This window comes from Bradyrhizobium sp. CFUWI, assembly GCF_056429085.1.
The window spans coordinates 92,718-109,245 of the sequence record NZ_JBWJZE010000022.1 but is presented as its reverse complement, the minus strand read 5'-3'; the positions used below and the strand labels follow the sequence as shown (position 1 = coordinate 109,245).

Here is a 16,528-nt window from a genome sequence, read left to right as displayed (position 1 = left end):
AGCCCACATCTGGGCTGATGCCGAACCGCCGGCACAACTCACGCCGGTTCGCTCCCTCCTGCATGGCAAGCCACACGAACTCTCGTCGTTGATCCATCACCGACACCTCGTTCCAGGGCATGGACGGTCTCCCGAATCGACCAATCCAGCCCATTTTGATGTGTCAGCTATGTCTCCGAACACCCGTCAGTGATCTGTCCGGGCTAAACACTTGACCGGGCGATCCAGTACTCCGAGACGCCTGTGATTATATCGAGAAGCCGCGGCGTACTGGATGCCCCGCTTTCGCGTGGCATGACAGCGGCGGTTGCGGGACGTTTGCCCTTCACTCCGCCGCGACCGTGATGCCGTGGCCGAGCCGCTTCGAGATGCCGCCGGCGCAATCCCGCAGCGCATGCGCGATCGGGCTGTCCCAGCGCGCATCGAACGTGCCTTCGGGGCCCATCGCGGTGATGACCAGCGCGACATGGCCGGAATGGTCGAACACCGGGGCCGAGAAGGCGTTGACGCCGGGCAGGGGATCGCCGAGTGCGCGGGCAAGGCCCTGCTTGCGCACCTCGGTCAGCATCTCCGCGACCTTGACGCCTTTGACCACGCGCTTCGGATTGTAGCCGACGCCGTGGCGGTCGAGCCCGCTCTCGAGCGCGGCGGTGATCGTCTTTTCCGGCAGGAACGCTGCGAAGGCCCGGCCGGTCGCGGTCTCCAGCAGCGCCATCACCGAGCCGACGCGCATGACGATGTGGACCGGCTGGGCCGGCTCTTCGAGCTGGACCACGGTCGGGCCGTGCGTGCCCCAAACCGCGAGCGACACCGCATGTCCGATCTGGCTGGCGAGCGCGGCGATCCTCGGCCTTGCGATGCGCACGCCGGAGAGCCGGCGCAGGCTGATCAGCCCGAGCTCCAGCGCCAGCGCGCCGATCTCGTAGCGGCCGGTGGTCTCGTCCTGCTCGATCAGCCCGATGCGGGAGAAGCTGGCGAGATAGGGGTGCGCCTTGGCCGGCGCCATGCCGGCCTCGCGCGCGAGATCGCGCAGCATCATCGGCTCGCCGCACCTTGCGAGCGCGCGGAGCAGTTCTCCGCCGACCTCGATGGACTGGATGCCGCGGCTCTCTCTCTTCATGCGCCTCCGATGCGCTGGGCTTACGCCGCCTCGCGCTTGGCGGCGCTCTCGGCGAGATGACGGCCGGCAATGTAACCGAAGGTCAGCGCCGGCCCAAGCGTGATCCCGGCCCCGGGATAATTGCCGCCCATGATGCTCGCCATGTCGTTGCCGGCGGCATAGAGCCCGGGAATGACGCGACCCTCGGCGTCGAGCGCCCGCGCATTCGCGTCGGTTACGATGCCGGCATAGGTGCCGAGATCGCCGATCACCATCTTGATGGCATAGAACGGCCCGTTCCCGATCGGTGCGACGCAGGGGTTCGGGCCATGCAGCGCATCGCCCTGGTAGCGGTTATAGGCCTTCGAGCCCTTGCCGAAGGCCGCGTCATGGCCTTGCGGCGCCGTCGCGTTGAACTGTGTGACGGTCTCGACGAAGGACTTGGCGTCGATGCCGGCCTTCGCCGCCAGCGCCTGCAGCGTGTCGCCGCGCATGAGATAGCCGGTCTTGAGGTGATGGCCCAGCGGCATCGGGAAGGGCGGCACGCAGCCGAGGCCGTACTTGCGCAGCGTCCTGTGATCGCAAACGAGGAAGGCTGTGATCTCCTCACCGGGCTTGGCCGCCTTGACCATGGCCTGGACGAAGTCGTGATAGGAATTGCCCTCGTTGGCAAAACGCTTGCCGTCGCGCATCACTGCGATCACGCCGGGCTTGGCGCGGTCGATGAAATGCGGCATCACGCCCTTCGAGCCGTCCTTGCGCGTGGTCAGCGACACCGGCACCCAGGCGGCTGCGTTCGGCAGGCGGTCCTCGACATGCCCGCCTGCGGATTCTGCAAGACGCAGCCCGTCGCCGGTGTTGCCGGTGGGCCCCGGCGAAAAATGCTCATTGCCGGTCGGTGCGTGCGGAAACAATTTTCTGCGCCGCTCCACATCGTGCGGGAAGCCGCCGCAGGCGAGCACGACGCCCTGGCGGGCGCGGACGCGGACCTCGCGTCCCTCGCGTGACACGATCGCGCCGGTGACAGCGCCATTCTCGACCGTCAGCTCGCGCACCGGCGAGGACAGCCACATCGGAATCTTCAGGTCGAGCGCGGATTTGGCGAGGCGCCCGGCGAGCGCATTGCCGTTCGTGAGCGTCATGCCGCGGCCGTAGCGCAGCACGTCCATCAGGTGCCGCGACAGGCGTTTGGCGACATAGACCGCCGACGTCAGCGACTTGGTCACGCGCATGAAGTGGATGATCTCCTTGCCGCTTCCCAGCATCATCCCGAACACGGTGAGCTCGGGCAGCGGCATGCCCAGCGACTTGATGAGGTCGCCGAGCTCGCGGCCGTCGAACGGACGCGTCACCATGGAACGGCCACCCTGCGCGCCGCCCGGTGCCTCCGCGTGATAGTCCGGAAACACCAGCGGCATGTCGAAGCGCAGCGCCGTCTTGGTGGTGAAGAAATCGACCGCCTCGGGGCCGGCCGAGAGAAATGCATCGACGCGCGCAGCATCAAAGTTGTTGCCGGCCTCGTGCCGGAGATAGGTGCGGGCCTGCTCCGGCGTCTCCTCGATACCATAGGCCTTCGCCAGCGAGGTGCCGGGAATCCAGAGCCAGCCGCCGGAGCGGGCGGTGGTGCCGCCGAAGCGCGGCTCCTTCTCGACGATCAGGACGTCGAGGCCGCGGGACCGGGCGGTGATCGCGGCCGACATGCCGGAGCAGCCCGATCCGGCCACGAGCACATCGCACTCGTAGGTTTCGCTTGCGCCATGCTCGTGGCCGGTCATCTGGACCTCACTTCTTCAGCAGCGGACATTTGGATTCGGAGACCGGGCGGAAGGCGTCTTCACCCTTCACGGTCTTGACGATGTCCAGATAGTCCCACGGCTCCTTCGATTGCTCGGGCGTCTTCACCTTGGCGAGGTACATGTCCCGGATGACCCGGCCGTCCTCGCGCAACTTGCCGCCATGGACGAAGATATCCTCGATCGGCAGCTCGCGCATCTTCGCCATCACCTTGGCGGACTCGTCGGTGCCGGCGGCCTTGATGGCCTTGAGATAATGCAGCACGGAACCGTAGACGCCGGTCTGGATCATGGTCGGCATCACCTTGGTGCGCTCGTAGAATTTCTTGGACCAGGCACGCGTGGCCTCGTCCATGGCCCAGTAGGAGGCCGTGGTCATGTAGGTGCCCTGCGCGGCCTTCAAGCCGATCGCGTGCACGTCGGTGTCGAACATCAGGAGGCCGACCAGCTTCTGGCCACCCTGAACCAGGCCGAACTCGCCGGACTGCTTGATCGCATTGTCGGTGTCCTGGCCGGCATTGGCGAAGGCGACGACGTCGGACCTGGAGCTCTGCGCCTGCAGCGCGAAGGAGGAGAAGTCCGCGGTGTTGGTCGGATGCTTGACGCCACCGAGCACCTTGCCGCCCATCTCGTTGACGAAGCGAGTGGCGTCCTTCTCGAGCTGCTGGCCGAAGGCGTAATCGGCCGTGATGAAGTACCAGGACTTGCCACCCTCCTTGATCACGGCGGAGGCCGTCACCTTGGACAGCGCATAGGTGTCGTAGGTGAAGTGCACGGTGTTCGGGCTGCACAGCTCGTCGGTCAGCGAGCTGGCGCCGGCGCCGGAGAGCAGCGCGATCTTGCCCCGCTCGCGCACCATGTTGTGCACGGCGATGGCGATGCCGGAATTGGGAATGTCGACCACGGCGTCGACCTTGCCGTTGTCGAACCAGCCGCGCACGATCTGCACGCCGACATCGGTCTTCATCTGATGGTCGGCGCCGATAATCTCGATCGGCTTGCCGAGCACGGTCGGCCCGAACTCCTCCACCGCCATCCTGGCGGCCTCGACCGAGCCCGGCCCTGAATTGTCGCGACCCCAGCTCGACAGATCCGTCAGCACGCCGATCCGCACCGCATCGTCGGAGACTTGCGCGGTCGCCGCTGTGGTCACGGCAGCCGAAGTCATAGCCGCGAGCATGGCGCAGGCCAGAAGCCCTCTCATCGTTGTTTCCTCTCTTTTATTGGCCGCATGGCGCGGTCGATCGCTCTGGCGGTAAATTAGATATAAACGAACAAGTTTGTCAATAACGAATAGCGCCACGAACTCGGTGGCCGAGGATCGGAAGAACCGCCTCAACACCGGTCATTGCGAGCGAAGCGAAGCAATCCAGAATCCCTGTGCGGAACCGGTCTGGATTGCCTCGTCGCAAGGGCTCCTCGCAATGACGGGGCTGACAGTAGGTGGCTTCATGAGGAGCCCGAGCTCGGTGGCCGACGGGCCTTGAAATTTTTTCTGATCGGCCTCTTGAAACGCATTTCCGGTTTTCTAAGTCGTTTTTCGCCGCGAGAGCGGTGTGCCGGATGCCAGATCGGGTCCGGTACGGGCGCCGGGCCGGTCTTCGGATCCCGTCCGAGACCCTGTCCTGCGCTCCTTCGTATCCATCTTGCTCTCAGGAGGACTTGGTTATGAGGACCAGTTTCGACTTCGCGCCCCTGTGGCGTTCCACCATCGGCTTCGATCATCTGGCCGACCTCGTCGACAGCACGCTGCGCCAGGCGACCGAGGACAATTATCCCCCCTACAACATCGAACGCTCCGGCGAGGACCATTACCGGATCAGCCTTGCGGTGGCGGGCTTCGGCGCCAGCGACATCACGGTGACGGCCGAACAGAACGCGCTCACCATCGAGGGTAGGAAGCCCGAGACCGCCGCGCGGGAATATCTGTACCAGGGCATCGCCGCGCGTCCGTTCCGGCGTGTGTTCAACCTTGCCGACTATGTCCAGGTGAAGCAGGCCTCGTTCCAGGACGGGCTGCTGATCATCGACCTGGTCCGCGAGGTTCCGGAAGCGATGAAGCCGCGCCGGATTCCGATCTCGGCTGCCGCGCCCGCGGCGTCGCAGATCGAGCAGAAGAAAGCGGCTTGAGCTCTCGAGCAAGCGAGGCGGCGGAGCGCGGCGCGCGATGCGTGGGCCGCGCTTCCCCGATGCATGGAGGAGAGAACCATGGGTTTTCGTGATCTCATTCCCTGGTCAGGCAAACAGGAGCTTGCGCCTGGGCGCGACAATTTCGATCCCTTCCTGACGCTTCATCGCGAGATGAACCGTCTGTTCGACGACGTCTTCCGTGGCTTCGGCGGGGGCAGCCTGTCGCCGCTGATGGAAGGCCGCTTCGGCTGGCCGAAGGTCGAGCTCAACGAGACCGACAAGACGCTGACCGTCTCGGCCGAGCTTCCCGGCCTCACCGAGAAGGACGTCCAGGTCGAGATTGCCAATGGCGTGCTGACGCTCCGCGGCGAGAAGAAGGCGGAGCGCAACGGCGAAGGCAAATACTTCACCGAGCGCTATTACGGCGCCTTCGAACGTCAGATCCCGCTCGACGGTGTCGAGGAGGACAAGGCTGAAGCGTCGTTCAAGAACGGCGTCCTGACCGTGTCGCTGCCGAAATCTGAGAAGGCGCGTGAAGGCGTCAAGCGCATTGCGATCAACACGCAGTAAGTGAAAGCGGACGGCGGCGGTTGCCGCCGCCGTCTCATCGTCAACAAGCCCGTCCCTTGGAAAGGAGCATGAGGGGAGGTCCAGAAATGACCAACGTCAATACCAACACCGGCACTCTCAATCCGCTGTTTCATCCCGCGGCCCATTACGACTCGCCTGCCGACGTTCTGAACGCGACCGAGCTCTCTCCGCCGGAGAAGCGCATCATCCTGTCGTCCTGGGCGTCCGACATGTACGCAGTCGAATCCTGTCCCGCCTTGCGCGAGATCCCCGGGATGAGCCATACGGTCCGGCTCGCCGACATCCTGACTTGCCTGCGCAAGCTCGACGGCGACAACGACAATGACGATCCGCCGCGCGGCGGCGGCGTGCCGATGCGGCTGCGGCGGCCCTGGGCCGCCGCAGAGGGGGCAAGCCCATGATGCTCACGCAGACCGTTCTGGGACTCGTGCTGCTCGGTCAGGCCTCGGCGGCCTTCGCCGCTCCGTTCCTGGCCATGCAAGGCTGGATCGTCGCGTCACCCGACGCGTGAAGCCACTCCACTCTCCGATCTCCATACAAGGCGGCAGGAAAAAAGATGAATGCTGTGCGTCCGCTCTTGCTGGCGATGCTGGTGCTGACGCTCACGGCGTCACAGCCTGCCGCCGGCCAGATCCCCGACATGAAAACCGGCGGCCAGGTGCCGACCCTGGCGCCGCTGGTGCGCCGGGTGACACCCGCCGTGGTCAACATTTCCGTGCACGGCCGCGTCCGCGAGGACAACCCGCTCTATCGCGATCCGCTGTTCCGCGAATTCTTCGACGTTCCCCGGCAGATCGAAAAGGAGGTCAACGCGACCGGCTCCGGCGTGATCGTCGATGCCGAGCGCGGTTATGTGCTGACCAACAACCACGTGGTCGAAGGCACAACCGCCGTCCAGATCACGACCAAGGACGGCCGGCAGTTTTCCGCCAAGGTCGTCGGGCGCGATCCACCGACCGACGTTGCCGTGCTCCAGATCCAGAACCCGGCGGGCCTCAAGGCGCTTCCCTTCGGCGACAGCGATGCGCTCGACGTCGGCGATTTTGTGCTTGCGATCGGCAATCCTTTCGGGCTCGGCCAGACCGTGACATCCGGCCTCGTCAGCGCGCTGGGCCGCACCGGTCTTGGCAAGCAGGGCTATGAGGATTTCATCCAGACCGATGCTGCGATCAACCCAGGCAATTCCGGCGGGGCGCTGGTGAGCCTGCGCGGCGAGCTGGTCGGTATCAACTCGGCGATCATCTCGCCCGCCGGCGGCAATGTCGGCATCGGCTTCGCCATTCCGGTCAACATGGCACGCAAGGTGATGGAGCAGATCATCGTGAGCGGCCGCGTCGAGCGCGGTCGCATCGGCGTCTCGCTGAAGGATCTGCATCCGTCGATCAACAAGGGACTGAATCAAGGCGCCGTCGTCGCCGAGATCGCTGCGGACTCGCCGGCAGAGAGGGCCGGCCTGCGCAAGGGCGATATCGTGACCGCAGCCGACGAGCGTCCGATCCGCACCGCCGCCCAGCTCCGCAACACGATCGGCCTCGCACGCGTCGGGGAGGAGGTGAGGCTCACTCTGTTGCGCAACGGGGCGCCGCTGACCGCCACGGTGCGCGTGGCGCCGTCGAACCAATCCAGCAGTGCGCTTGCAGGCCCCAATCGCCTCGTTCGCTAAAGCGTTATGCGATGCCCGGCCCCGGGGGCTCGGAAGCCGACGGGGAAGGTCGCGGCGGTCAGCGCATCGAGCGCCGACTTCTCTTCTGCCAGGCGTCTCTCGATGAAATTGCGCTCCAGCTGCGACAGCTTCGTCTTCAGCAGCCGCCGATAGCGATGGATGTTGTTGCGGTGCGCACGTATGCGGGCCAGATTCTCATCGAGCATCGTCGTCTCTCCAGACGGTCGCCTTGGATCCTTTGAATTTTTCGAGGGTGAGAAAGTGCTTTCTCGCCGAAAAAATATTCGGCGCGATACCGGTGTCAAGATGTTCCGGCACGCCGGAGAATGTCTGTCTCGTCGTCAAGAGCGACGTGCTGCGGTGCAAGCTCGAAGGCTTGCCGGACATGTCGATCAAGATCGTGTAGCTGTCACGCCGCCGCCGCAACCGTCGGTTGGCGGTGGCAGCCCCGCGACGGCGGGTTCCGCCGGTCGATTGCCTTTTGTTGGCCGGCAAGCGAACCTCGTGCGGCCATATTTGAGCAGGAGTGGTTTCCCGTGAGGGAGGCGCTCCGATGACCAAAGCTCTGATCACTGCTGTCGCAATGCTGGCCTGTGTGCCCGTGAGCGCGGTTGCGCAGGAGCGCGCCGGCGATGCGGCGCTCGGCGCGGTATCCGGCGCGGTCGTGCTGGGCCCGGTCGGGGCGGTCGCCGGAGCTTTGATCGGCTACACCGCGGGACCGTCGATCGCCCGCTCCTGGGGCATGAGAGGGTCGCACTCGGCAGGACATCGGCCGCCTCCGCGCCGCGCGGCCGCGAGCCCAACGCGCACGCGCCAGGCCATGGAGGCCAATGGCCAGATGAGAGCTGCCGCCAATCCGGCTCCGCCGCCGGTTCAAGCCGCGCCCGCCGCGCCGGCGCAGACCTCGACGCCGCCCGTTCAGGGCTTCGACTGAGACCGCTTCCTCAAGCCCATGCCTTCGGTTGAGCCGCTCGACCCGGCGGGCTTGCGCCCGACCTAGGACTGGCCCAGGATCTTCCTCGCGGCGCGAAGATGCGGCTTGTCGATCATCTGGCCGTCGAGCCGGAGCGTGCCGGAATTGGGATTGCTGGCAAACGCCGCGATCACCTTCTCGGCCCAGATCCGTTCCGCGTCCGTCGGCGCGAACGCCGCGTTGACGATGTCGACATGCTTGGGATGGATCAGCGCCTTCGCCGAAAAACCGTCGCGCCGCGCCGCGCGCGTCTCCTGCTCGAGGCCGGCGAGGTTGTCGATGTCGGTATAGACGGTGTCGATCGGCGCGACCTCGGCCGCGGCCGCCGCCATCAGGCATAGATCCCGCGCGAGGCGATAGGGGCTGTGGAACACGCCGCCCGAGGCTTTCTCGGTGGCGCCGAGCGACGCCGAGAGGTCTTCCGCGCCCCACATCAGGCCGGCGAGGCGGGGGGAGCAGCCCTTGTAACTGCCGAGGCCGAAGATCGAGCCGGCGGTCTCCGTCGCGACGCAGACGATGCGCGTCGCGCCGATCGCGATGCCGGCCGCAGCTTCCAGCGCTTCCAGCCAGGTCGCGACCTGCCGCACGTCGTCGCCCCCTTGCGATTTCGGCAGCACGATGCCGTCGGGCCTGCCCGGCAGCACTGCCGCGAGGTCGGCCAGCGTCATGCCGGTGTCGAGCGCGTTGACGCGGACATAGAGCTGGTGCGGGGCGGGACGGTTCTTGAGCATCTGAAGCGTCAACCCGCGCGCCTGCTGCTTCTTCTCGGTGACGACGGAATCCTCGAGATCGATGATCAGCGCGTCGGCCTTGCCTTCGCTCGCCTTCTCGAATTTGCGCGGGGAATCGCCCGGCACGAACAGCATCGAACGCATCAGACCGGCCTCTTGTGCATCATCGCCATGCGGCGGCATTTGCCGACGATCTCGTCGTTCTGGTTCAAGGCATGGTGCTCGAACTCGACGATGCCCGCTCTCGGGCGCGATTTGGATTCCCTCAACGAAAGCACCTTTGTCGTCGCCCGCAAGGTGTCGCCATGGAAGACCGGTTTGGGAAACGTGACGTCGGTCATGCCGAGATTGGCGACGGTTGTACCCAAGGTCGTATCATAGACCGTCATGCCGATCATGATGCCGAGGGTGTAAAGGCTGTTGAAAATGCGCTGGCCGAACTCGGTCTTTTCGGCGAAATGCGCGTCGATATGCAGCGGCTGCGGGTTGAGCGTCAGCAGGCTGAACATGGTGTTGTCCATCTCCGTGACGGTTCGCGTCAGCGGATGCCTGAACTCCTGGCCCACGGAAAAGTCCTCGAAATAAAGCCCGGCCATCGCGGTTTCCTCCATGCGAAATAACGGCGGCGCTCTTGGCGTCACGCCGCATGAGCCTATGCATGGTAGACACAGTCGATAGACAAATTCACGTATCTGCACCCGGGATTTCGAGCTAAAGAACGCAGGCGAGGGCACGTCGGGCGCAGCAAGCCGCCACGGCTTTTGCGTGGGGAACGCGACGAGACGGGAGATGGCGCGGTCGCGGCTCCCAAGAAGGAGACCAAGACCATGGATTTCGCGCTCACCGAGCAGCAGGAAGCCATTCGCGATGCCATCGCCAAGATCTGCGAAGGCTTTCCGGATGCCTATTGGCTGAAGAAAGACCACGACGGCGGCTTCCCGCACGACTTCCACAAGGCCTTAGCGGACGCCGGCTGGCTCGGCATCTGCGTGCCGGAAGCCTACGGCGGCTCGGGGCTCGGCATCACCGAAGCTGCGATCATGATGCGCACCATCGCGGAATCGGGCGCCGGCATGTCCGGGGCATCCGCTGTGCACATCAACGTGTTCGGGCTCAATCCCGTCGTGGTGTTCGGCACCGAGGAGCAGCGCAAGCGCATGCTGCCGCCGATGGTCGAGGGCCGCGAGAAGGCCTGCTTCGCCGTCACCGAGCCCAACACCGGCCTCAACACCACGCAGCTCAAGACCCGCGCGGTCGCCAAGAACGACCGCTACATCGTCAACGGCCAGAAGGTGTGGATCTCGACCGCGCAGGTCGCGCACAAGATCCTGCTGCTCGCACGTACCACGCCGCTGGAGGAAGTGCGCTCGCCGACCCACGGTCTCAGCCTGTTCTACACCGATTTCGACCGCAACAGGATCAAAGTCCACGAGATCGAGAAGATGGGCCGCAAGGTCGTCGATTCCAACGAGCTGTTCTTCGAGGATTTCGAGATCCCGATGGAAGACCGTATCGGCGAGGAAGGCAAAGGCTTCGAGTACATCCTCGAGGGCATGAACCCGGAGCGTATCCTGATCGCGGCGGAGGCGGTTGGCCTCGGCAAGCTGGCGCTGTCGCGCGCGACCGAATACGCCAAGACGCGCGTCGTGTTCAACCGTCCGATCGGCAAGAACCAGGGGATCCAGCATCCGCTCGCGGTGAACTGGGTCGAGCTCGAGGCGGCCTGGCTGATGGTGATGTCGGCGGCCTGGCAATACGACAAGGGCATGCCGTGCGGTGCCGCGGCCAACGCCGCAAAGTATCTCGCGGGCGAGGCCGGCTTCTCGGCCTGCGAGCAGGCCGTGATGACCCATGGCGGCTTCGGCTATGCCAAGGAATTCCACGTCGAGCGGTACTTGCGAGAAGTCCTGATCCCGCGCATCGCGCCGGTCAGCCCGCAGCTCGCGCTCAGCTTCATCGCCGAAAAGGTGCTGGGGCTCGCCAAATCGTACTAGCTTTAACTCAGTTCATCATCGCCGCCGTTGGACGCTGGCACTCGCTGGATCCGATGACCCCCGGAAGATCCGTCGCCCCGCCCGCGATCATGTGCGACATGCCCCAGAACAGGTAGGCGAGGCGGGAGAATACCATCCGCTCGCGCTCGGCAGGAACGGTGCCGTCAGGGATCGTGACGGTTTCCAGCCCGACGACCTTCTTGAAATCCGGCCAGATCGTCATCGACTGCGCGATCACGGAGTAGCAGCGCGGATCGTCATCGCTCTCGTCCGGCGCCGGTGGCAGGCCCGGATATTGCGTCGGCGTGGCGTAGAATTTGTAGGCACCATAGCCGAGCTCGAGCAGGAACTTCTCGGGCACGGCGACATCGGCGGCAAAGGACACCAGCCGCGCCCCGCTCAGCACGTCCGGGTCGAGCGCGCTGAGGTCCGATGCGCGGAGCGCCGAGCAGAAGGCGAGGTCGCGGTTGTGCTCGCGGAGCAGACTGGCCAGCGGCTGCTGCTGTTGCACGGTGTCGGTGAGCAGGATGATGGTCTTGAGCATCTTGAGGGTCCCTTAGGAGAAACGCCGGCGGGCGGTCATGACCGCATCGTCGGACGCGTGTGCGGCGAAGAAGTCGTTGGCGATACGCTGCCCCGGTGCGATCTCCAGGATGCGGTATCGCGCCAAGCCAGCGGCTTCTCGCGCGGCACCGACGTCGTCCTGCCAGGCGCAGAGTGACAGCTCCAGCCGGCCGTATCCGCCGCAATCGGCGGCATAGGCGCCGGTTACGGCCTCGACGGTTGCGGCCACCGCGGCCGCGTCGCTGGCCGAGATATCGCGCAGGATCACGGCGATGCCGCCCCCGGTCTCGGCCTTCGAGGTCATCACCATGAAGGCGTCGCGGGCACCGGTGCGGCCGGCGCGGCGAGCCGCGCGCGCGATGCCAGCAAAGCCGGGATCGGGACCGAGCTCCAGCGTCGTCGTCTGACGGTCATGCAGGATCGTGGCGCGCGAGGCCCCGAGATCGCCTTGCAATGCGTGATAGGATCGCGGCAACCACACGGTATCGAGCGGCACCTGCGACGATGTCAGGCTCCAGGCCTGATCCAGCAAATAGCCTTCCCAGATCGCGGGATAGGCGGCCGCAAGCTGTTGCCAGGCGCGAAGCAGCCGTTCCGCGCGCGCGGAGCGACCGAGATAGAGCGTGCGCGCCGACATCTCCCAGCGATTCCACTTGTGCAAGGCGACGTCGCAGCCGAGGAAGGAGGGCAGCAGCGGCGCCTCGCGCAAGGTCGCACCGGCATCGACGAACAGCAGCGGTTCGCGATAGGTGTTCCACATCCGCGTCATGAACTCCGCCTTCTCGAAGCAGAGCAGGCGGTCATCCAGCTGGGTGTCGATCGGTTCGATATGACAATCGAGCTGCAGGCGCTCGAGCGAATGTCGGAGGCGGAGGGACGCAGTCTCGTCGCCGCCGCACGGATGGCAGGAGACGATCCGCGGCCGGAGCGTGGAGGCGTCGGCGGCGGCGAGGAATCGCGACCAGCCGATGCCGCCCCACCACATCTCGTGCGGGCCGTCGGCGCCGCAGGGGGCGACGGTGCCGAACTCGGTCAGCTTGGATTTGAGGAAATCGAAGCCGGGGTTCTCGCTTCTGGGAATGACGACGGCGCAGGCGGGATTGAGCGAACGGTAGAACAGCTCGGCCGCAGCGCCGCTTGGTGGTTCCTTGAGAACAAAGACGCCGTTATGCCGTCCGTGCGGGACGCCATCGAGCGTCGGAGCACCGTACTGGCCGACCAGCCAGCCCAGGCGGTCGTGCTGGGCCCGGCCGAGCTTGATGCCGCCCGATTGCAGCACCTGATCAAGATTCGCCTGCGTCGCGTCCCGCAATTCCCTGCCCCGTCGTAAGCCCTGGGACTTCAACGGACGGGGCGGGGAGATCAGGCGCACTATTTGGGGCCGGCCCCGAGCGCGGTGATCGCGACGGAGTAGACCGCGATCTCCTGCGTCATCGGGCCGACCGGGATCAGCAGGCAGCCGTCTTCAGTCTCGGCGCGATAGTGGCTGCCACTCCACTGAACGCCGGCGTAGATCAGCCCGTCGGTCGCGATGGCGACAACCTCCTGGCTCTCGGAGGCGCCACGAACGTCGTCGCCCCGCTGCAGGGTCACGCCGTGAAGCAAGCCCTCGGGCGCAAATTTCGCCAGCGGCAGTGCGATCATGGTGATGGCCATGCCGCGCGACAGCGGGATGCGCAGACGCAGCTCGCCGAGACCGGTGCGGTGAACGGTCACTGCCTCCAGCGCTGCACCGCCGTCGGCGCGGAACAGTCCGACCTGGACCGGGCCCGAGGCCCGTTCCTCAAAGACGTCAGCGGGCAGGCGGTTGGCGCCGAACAGCACGTAGAGATAATTGTAGGATGGCGACAGGCCGGCGAAACTGCCGGCGAGCCACATCGGCGGCGCCGCCGCCGTGCAGGCTGCCGAGAGGCCGCGGGCGGTGATCTGGTTGCGCACGAACGGTCCGTCGAGCAGCGGCGCGAGCGCGTGGGTGCCGAGATTGACGTCGTGCTTCAGCGCGCCGAGCAGCGCAAGCTCGTCATCGTCAGGCAGCAGCAGAAGCCGGGCCAGCGTCGCCGCGCACCAGCGCGCCGCGACATCGGGGGCGGCATAGGGATCGAGGTCGTAGTCGCGCGCGACGCCGTCCGCACGGCCTGCGAAAGCCAGCGCGCCGGCCTGGATCTCCGCGGCTAGCGCCACCTGCTCCGGGGGACGCGGATTGATTTCGCGCAGCACCGCGCCGCCGTCGTAATCGCGCACCGAACCGTCCGCTGAGCAGCAGATCTGCTCCAGCAACGCGACATTGCGGATCAGCATGCGCTTGACGTGAGGCGTGACGACGAGGTCGGAGATCAAGCCCGCCGCGCTGTCCTGCCCGGCAAGGTCGTCGAAGGCGTCGTCGAGCGAGATCAGATAGGCGCCGTGGAGACGGATCGCGATGCCTTCGAGGTCGAAGATTCGGCGCAGCGCCTTCTGCACGCTGCCGGAATAGCCGAGATCGGCGAGGACGAGGTCGGTGCAGTCGTCGAAGCCGGGGATGGTCTGGCGGAGATAGGCGAGCAGCCGGGCGCGCAGGCCCGCGGCAAGCGCGACGATCTCGGCCGGATCGACCAGCCCGGGAAGCACCTCGGCCAGCTCCTGGCCGGAGGCAATCCCGTCGGGAAGCCCGGCAAAGAATGCGGCAACTTTCGCCGGCATGATCTTCACCATGTCGTGGAAGGTCGGCGCATCGATCTTCAGCACCTTGCCGAGCAGATCGAGGAGCGGCTGCATCGTATCGGCCGAGGCGATCAGGCTGACGCGACGGTTGATCTCGAGATAGGCCGATGTGGCGTCATGCAGCTGCTGCCGGATCCGGTGCGACAGAAAGCCGTCGCGGCCGAGAAAGCCCAGCGCGACCTTCCGGCCGGGACCTGCAACCTCCACGCAGCGCCGCGTCACGAAGGCGTCGAACGCGGCCATCACCGGGCCGAGCGCGGTCAGGCCGAGGTGGAAGGCTTGCGACCCCTCCGGGCTGCGCGCGGCGGCCATGCGCCGCAGCGTTCGCGCACCATGATCGAGACGCGATGGCGCGCCGGTGCACAGCAGCTCGAACAGTGCCGTCTCGCGCTGAAACTTCGAGGCGAGCTGCGCGGTTGCCTGCGGATAATAGCGGGGATGAATGCCGTGGCGCCTCGCCCCCTTGATGTCGGCCTTCTCGTTGTCGCCGACGTGAAAGGAGGCGCCGGCCTCGATGCCCTGCTCGGAGAGGTAGGTGGCGAACAAGGCTTCGCTCTTGCCGCTGCCATGGTCGCAGGACGCATAGAGGAAGTCCCAGGTGAGGCCGGGACGGCAGGCACGCAGCAGCCGGGCCAGCCGGCCGGAGTCCCAATAGGTGTCCGAGATGAATCCGACGCGATGGCCCGCGCGCTTCATGTCCAGATATTGCCCGACCATGTCCGGGTTGGCGCGGCAAAGCTCGACCTCGGCGCCGAACTCGGCTTCGACCAGATCGTTCAGGTCGGCTCGCGACAGGCCGAACAGCTTGAATGGAAAATAGGAATAGATCTCCTCGATGCGTACTTCGCCCGCACCGCGCTTCTCCTTCGCGGTCCGGCGCGCGCGCGATTCGGCCTGGATGCGATGTTGAACGAAACTCGCGGAAACATTCGGACTTGATCGTGAAATGCCGGATAGCTCGTAAGTCCTTTCAAACACGCCATCCGGCGTCGTGCATGCGCGCAGCAGAAATGTATCGAAAACATCGAACGACCAAGCAGAAACAATTTGAGCGCGGCGCTCCGCGCCGGCCAATGCGATCTTCATGCTGCAATTCCCCGCCCACCAGGATGATTAACGGGCGCATGCGTCGAGTCAGGCGCCACGAATGCAAAAAACTTCATGCGCGATTCAAAATCGCGTTCGTCGCAACTGACAGATTCAAAAAAATCGCTAGGTTCGAAAAAGGTGATTCGGAAAAAATTGCCGAGTGCGGAAGTCGTCTCGCGTTCGTTCACACTCGGAAACAATCGCGTCTTGATGCGCTACGCGCGCGTCGCGTTCGATCGCCTAGTGCCGCGTAATGTCTGCGTTTTCTTCCACATCCATCTGCTCGGGATGAATGATCCGCCATGGCGCGAGACGATGTGACGATTGCAGGATCGATGCGCGGGCTTTCCGCGCAGTCGGCAATTGTTGCCCGGCACTCGGCAAAAGTGACCTGCTAACATCTTGAAAAACAACAAAAATTCTCCGCCTGGATCGTTTCGCCGGCCCGTTCAACGCCTGGAAGCCGTGTGGCAGGTGCGCCCCCGGCATTGTGGGTTGGAGGTTGCGGGATGAGTTACGCTGCTGATGTCATGGCGCCCGCCGAGGCGACGGTGCCGGCCGAAGCGACGGTGCCGATGATGCCGTCCGCGCCGCTCGCGCCGGACGGCGCGCCTGTCGCCGACGATGTCGTCTACGATGAAGACAGCGAGCTGCTTGACAAGCTCGCGACCGGCGATGAGGCCGCCTTCCGTATGCTTGTCGGGCGTCACATTGACCGCGCCTATGCAATCGCGCTGCGCATCGTCGGCAACGCGGCGGACGCCGAGGACGTGGTGCAGGACACCATGCTCAAGATCTGGAGCCATCGTGGGCGCTGGCAGCACGGCCGCGCCAAGTTCTCGACCTGGCTCTACCGTGTCATCTCCAATCGCTGCATCGATCTGCGCCGCAAGCCGCGCAACGAGAACGTCGACACCGTGCCGGAGGTCGCCGACGGTCAGCCCGGCGCGGTCGAGATCATCGAGCGCAACGAGCTGAACGACATGCTGGAACTGGCGATGCAGCGCCTGCCCGAGCAGCAGCGCATCGCGGTGATCTTCTCGTACCATGAGAACATGAGCAACGGCGAGATCGCCCAGGTGATGGACACGACGGTGGCTGCCGTCGAGTCGCTGCTCAAGCGCGGACGCCAGCAGCTTCGCCAGCTCCTGCGCAGGCACGAGCGCGACATCCGCACCGCGTTTACCGATTGCTAACCATA

Annotated in this window: 17 protein-coding genes and 2 pseudogenes; 9 read left to right on the top strand and 10 right to left on the bottom strand. The window is 65.4% G+C overall.

The window, feature by feature from the left end; genetic code table 11:
* The 4 genes and pseudogenes from AC066S_RS32595 to AC066S_RS32580 form a co-directional block, all read right to left on the bottom strand.
* Window positions 1-121 (bottom strand): annotated as a pseudogene (locus AC066S_RS32595) (IS481 family transposase); the annotation flags it as partial.
* Between the two features lie 204 nt (window positions 122-325).
* Complete coding sequence (locus AC066S_RS32590) at window positions 326-1,120, bottom strand: IclR family transcriptional regulator (protein ID WP_126255081.1); 795 nt, start codon at window positions 1,118-1,120, stop codon at window positions 326-328.
* 20 nt (window positions 1,121-1,140) lie between these two features.
* Entirely contained in the window at window positions 1,141-2,874 is a 1,734-nt protein-coding gene (locus AC066S_RS32585) for an FAD-dependent oxidoreductase (RefSeq protein WP_478271551.1), read from the bottom strand.
* 7 nt (window positions 2,875-2,881) lie between these two features.
* Window positions 2,882-4,096: an ABC transporter substrate-binding protein gene (locus AC066S_RS32580; protein WP_478271550.1), complete on the bottom strand. Its 1,215-nt coding sequence runs from the start codon at window positions 4,094-4,096 to the stop codon at window positions 2,882-2,884.
* Between the two features lie 464 nt (window positions 4,097-4,560).
* Here AC066S_RS32580 and AC066S_RS32575 point away from each other — a divergent pair, with 464 nt between their 5' ends.
* The 4 genes from AC066S_RS32575 (at window position 4,561) to AC066S_RS32560 (ending at window position 7,276) form a co-directional block, all read left to right on the top strand.
* Window positions 4,561-5,022 (top strand): Hsp20 family protein, encoded by a 462-nt coding sequence (locus AC066S_RS32575; RefSeq protein WP_478271549.1) that lies wholly within the window; start codon window positions 4,561-4,563, stop codon window positions 5,020-5,022.
* 78 nt (window positions 5,023-5,100) lie between these two features.
* Window positions 5,101-5,592 (top strand): Hsp20/alpha crystallin family protein, encoded by a 492-nt coding sequence (locus AC066S_RS32570; protein ID WP_126255084.1) that lies wholly within the window; start codon window positions 5,101-5,103, stop codon window positions 5,590-5,592.
* Between the two features lie 86 nt (window positions 5,593-5,678).
* Complete coding sequence (locus AC066S_RS32565; RefSeq protein WP_135168700.1) at window positions 5,679-6,014, top strand: hypothetical protein; 336 nt, start codon at window positions 5,679-5,681, stop codon at window positions 6,012-6,014.
* Between the two features lie 155 nt (window positions 6,015-6,169).
* The gene (locus tag AC066S_RS32560; RefSeq protein ID WP_478271548.1) at window positions 6,170-7,276 is read left to right on the top strand and encodes a trypsin-like peptidase domain-containing protein; all 1,107 of its coding nucleotides are present in this window, start codon (window positions 6,170-6,172) and stop codon (window positions 7,274-7,276) included.
* On the opposite strand, the gene AC066S_RS32555 is transcribed toward AC066S_RS32560, so the two are convergent.
* Window positions 7,273-7,482, bottom strand: a complete 210-nt coding sequence (locus AC066S_RS32555) for a hypothetical protein (protein WP_135168698.1) — start codon at window positions 7,480-7,482, stop codon at window positions 7,273-7,275. The genes AC066S_RS32560 and AC066S_RS32555 overlap by 4 nt on opposite strands.
* A gap of 104 nt (window positions 7,483-7,586) precedes the next feature.
* Between AC066S_RS32555 and AC066S_RS32550 the strand changes: the two are divergent.
* Both AC066S_RS32550 and AC066S_RS32545 read left to right on the top strand, forming a co-directional pair.
* Window positions 7,587-7,682: pseudogene (locus AC066S_RS32550) on the top strand (fumarylacetoacetate hydrolase family protein); the annotation flags it as partial.
* A 147-nt stretch (window positions 7,683-7,829) separates the two neighbouring features.
* Window positions 7,830-8,210, top strand: a complete 381-nt coding sequence (locus AC066S_RS32545; protein ID WP_164718305.1) for a hypothetical protein — start codon at window positions 7,830-7,832, stop codon at window positions 8,208-8,210.
* 62 nt (window positions 8,211-8,272) lie between these two features.
* Here AC066S_RS32545 and AC066S_RS32540 read toward each other — a convergent pair whose 3' ends face one another.
* The gene (locus AC066S_RS32540) at window positions 8,273-9,124 is read right to left on the bottom strand and encodes an HpcH/HpaI aldolase/citrate lyase family protein (RefSeq protein WP_478271547.1); all 852 of its coding nucleotides are present in this window, start codon (window positions 9,122-9,124) and stop codon (window positions 8,273-8,275) included.
* Window positions 9,124-9,576: a MaoC family dehydratase gene (locus tag AC066S_RS32535; protein ID WP_126255091.1), complete on the bottom strand. Its 453-nt coding sequence runs from the start codon at window positions 9,574-9,576 to the stop codon at window positions 9,124-9,126. Before AC066S_RS32535 ends, AC066S_RS32540 begins: the two co-directional genes overlap by 1 nt.
* A gap of 231 nt (window positions 9,577-9,807) precedes the next feature.
* Between AC066S_RS32535 and AC066S_RS32530 the strand changes: the two genes are divergently transcribed.
* Entirely contained in the window at window positions 9,808-10,974 is a 1,167-nt protein-coding gene (locus tag AC066S_RS32530; protein WP_135168695.1) for an acyl-CoA dehydrogenase family protein, read from the top strand.
* A gap of 7 nt (window positions 10,975-10,981) precedes the next feature.
* Here the strand turns inward: AC066S_RS32530 and AC066S_RS32525 are convergent, their stop codons facing one another.
* The 3 genes from AC066S_RS32525 to AC066S_RS32515 are packed head-to-tail and all read right to left on the bottom strand — an operon-like array spanning window position 10,982 to window position 15,324.
* A complete protein-coding gene (locus AC066S_RS32525) occupies window positions 10,982-11,518 on the bottom strand; it encodes a hypothetical protein (RefSeq protein WP_478271546.1) in 537 nt (178 codons plus the stop codon).
* A gap of 12 nt (window positions 11,519-11,530) precedes the next feature.
* Window positions 11,531-12,850: a hypothetical protein gene (locus AC066S_RS32520; RefSeq protein ID WP_478271545.1), complete on the bottom strand. Its 1,320-nt coding sequence runs from the start codon at window positions 12,848-12,850 to the stop codon at window positions 11,531-11,533.
* Between the two features lie 59 nt (window positions 12,851-12,909).
* On the bottom strand, window positions 12,910-15,324 hold the full coding sequence (locus tag AC066S_RS32515) for a hypothetical protein (RefSeq protein WP_478271544.1): 2,415 nt from the start codon (window positions 15,322-15,324) through the stop codon (window positions 12,910-12,912).
* A 75-nt stretch (window positions 15,325-15,399) separates the two neighbouring features.
* On the opposite strand from AC066S_RS32515, the gene AC066S_RS32510 reads away from it, so the two are divergent.
* Both AC066S_RS32510 and AC066S_RS32505 read left to right on the top strand, forming a co-directional pair.
* Window positions 15,400-15,648, top strand: a complete 249-nt coding sequence (locus AC066S_RS32510) for a hypothetical protein (RefSeq protein ID WP_478271543.1) — start codon at window positions 15,400-15,402, stop codon at window positions 15,646-15,648.
* Between the two features lie 188 nt (window positions 15,649-15,836).
* The gene (locus tag AC066S_RS32505) at window positions 15,837-16,523 is read left to right on the top strand and encodes an RNA polymerase sigma factor (RefSeq protein ID WP_478271542.1); all 687 of its coding nucleotides are present in this window, start codon (window positions 15,837-15,839) and stop codon (window positions 16,521-16,523) included.
* Window positions 16,524-16,528 lie beyond the last annotated feature (5 nt).

Bases quoted from the DNA above. Each gene is read 5' to 3' on its own strand.
- AC066S_RS32510 (WP_478271543.1), top strand. From the start codon at position 15,400: ATGCGCGATTCAAAATCGCGTTCGTCGCAACTGACAGATTCAAAAAAA.
- AC066S_RS32545 (WP_164718305.1), top strand. From the start codon at position 7,830: ATGACCAAAGCTCTGATCACTGCTGTCGCAATGCTGGCCTGTGTGCCC.
- AC066S_RS32505 (WP_478271542.1), top strand. From the start codon at position 15,837: ATGAGTTACGCTGCTGATGTCATGGCGCCCGCCGAGGCGACGGTGCCG.
- AC066S_RS32540 (WP_478271547.1), bottom strand. From the start codon at position 9,124: ATGCGTTCGATGCTGTTCGTGCCGGGCGATTCCCCGCGCAAATTCGAG.
- AC066S_RS32575 (WP_478271549.1), top strand. From the start codon at position 4,561: ATGAGGACCAGTTTCGACTTCGCGCCCCTGTGGCGTTCCACCATCGGC.
- AC066S_RS32555 (WP_135168698.1), bottom strand. From the start codon at position 7,482: ATGCTCGATGAGAATCTGGCCCGCATACGTGCGCACCGCAACAACATC.
- AC066S_RS32535 (WP_126255091.1), bottom strand. From the start codon at position 9,576: ATGGCCGGGCTTTATTTCGAGGACTTTTCCGTGGGCCAGGAGTTCAGG.
- AC066S_RS32560 (WP_478271548.1), top strand. From the start codon at position 6,170: ATGAATGCTGTGCGTCCGCTCTTGCTGGCGATGCTGGTGCTGACGCTC.
- AC066S_RS32530 (WP_135168695.1), top strand. From the start codon at position 9,808: ATGGATTTCGCGCTCACCGAGCAGCAGGAAGCCATTCGCGATGCCATC.
- AC066S_RS32585 (WP_478271551.1), bottom strand. From the start codon at position 2,874: ATGACCGGCCACGAGCATGGCGCAAGCGAAACCTACGAGTGCGATGTG.
- AC066S_RS32525 (WP_478271546.1), bottom strand. From the start codon at position 11,518: ATGCTCAAGACCATCATCCTGCTCACCGACACCGTGCAACAGCAGCAG.
- AC066S_RS32580 (WP_478271550.1), bottom strand. From the start codon at position 4,096: ATGAGAGGGCTTCTGGCCTGCGCCATGCTCGCGGCTATGACTTCGGCT.
- AC066S_RS32590 (WP_126255081.1), bottom strand. From the start codon at position 1,120: ATGAAGAGAGAGAGCCGCGGCATCCAGTCCATCGAGGTCGGCGGAGAA.
- AC066S_RS32515 (WP_478271544.1), bottom strand. From the start codon at position 15,324: ATGAAGATCGCATTGGCCGGCGCGGAGCGCCGCGCTCAAATTGTTTCT.
- AC066S_RS32570 (WP_126255084.1), top strand. From the start codon at position 5,101: ATGGGTTTTCGTGATCTCATTCCCTGGTCAGGCAAACAGGAGCTTGCG.
- AC066S_RS32565 (WP_135168700.1), top strand. From the start codon at position 5,679: ATGACCAACGTCAATACCAACACCGGCACTCTCAATCCGCTGTTTCAT.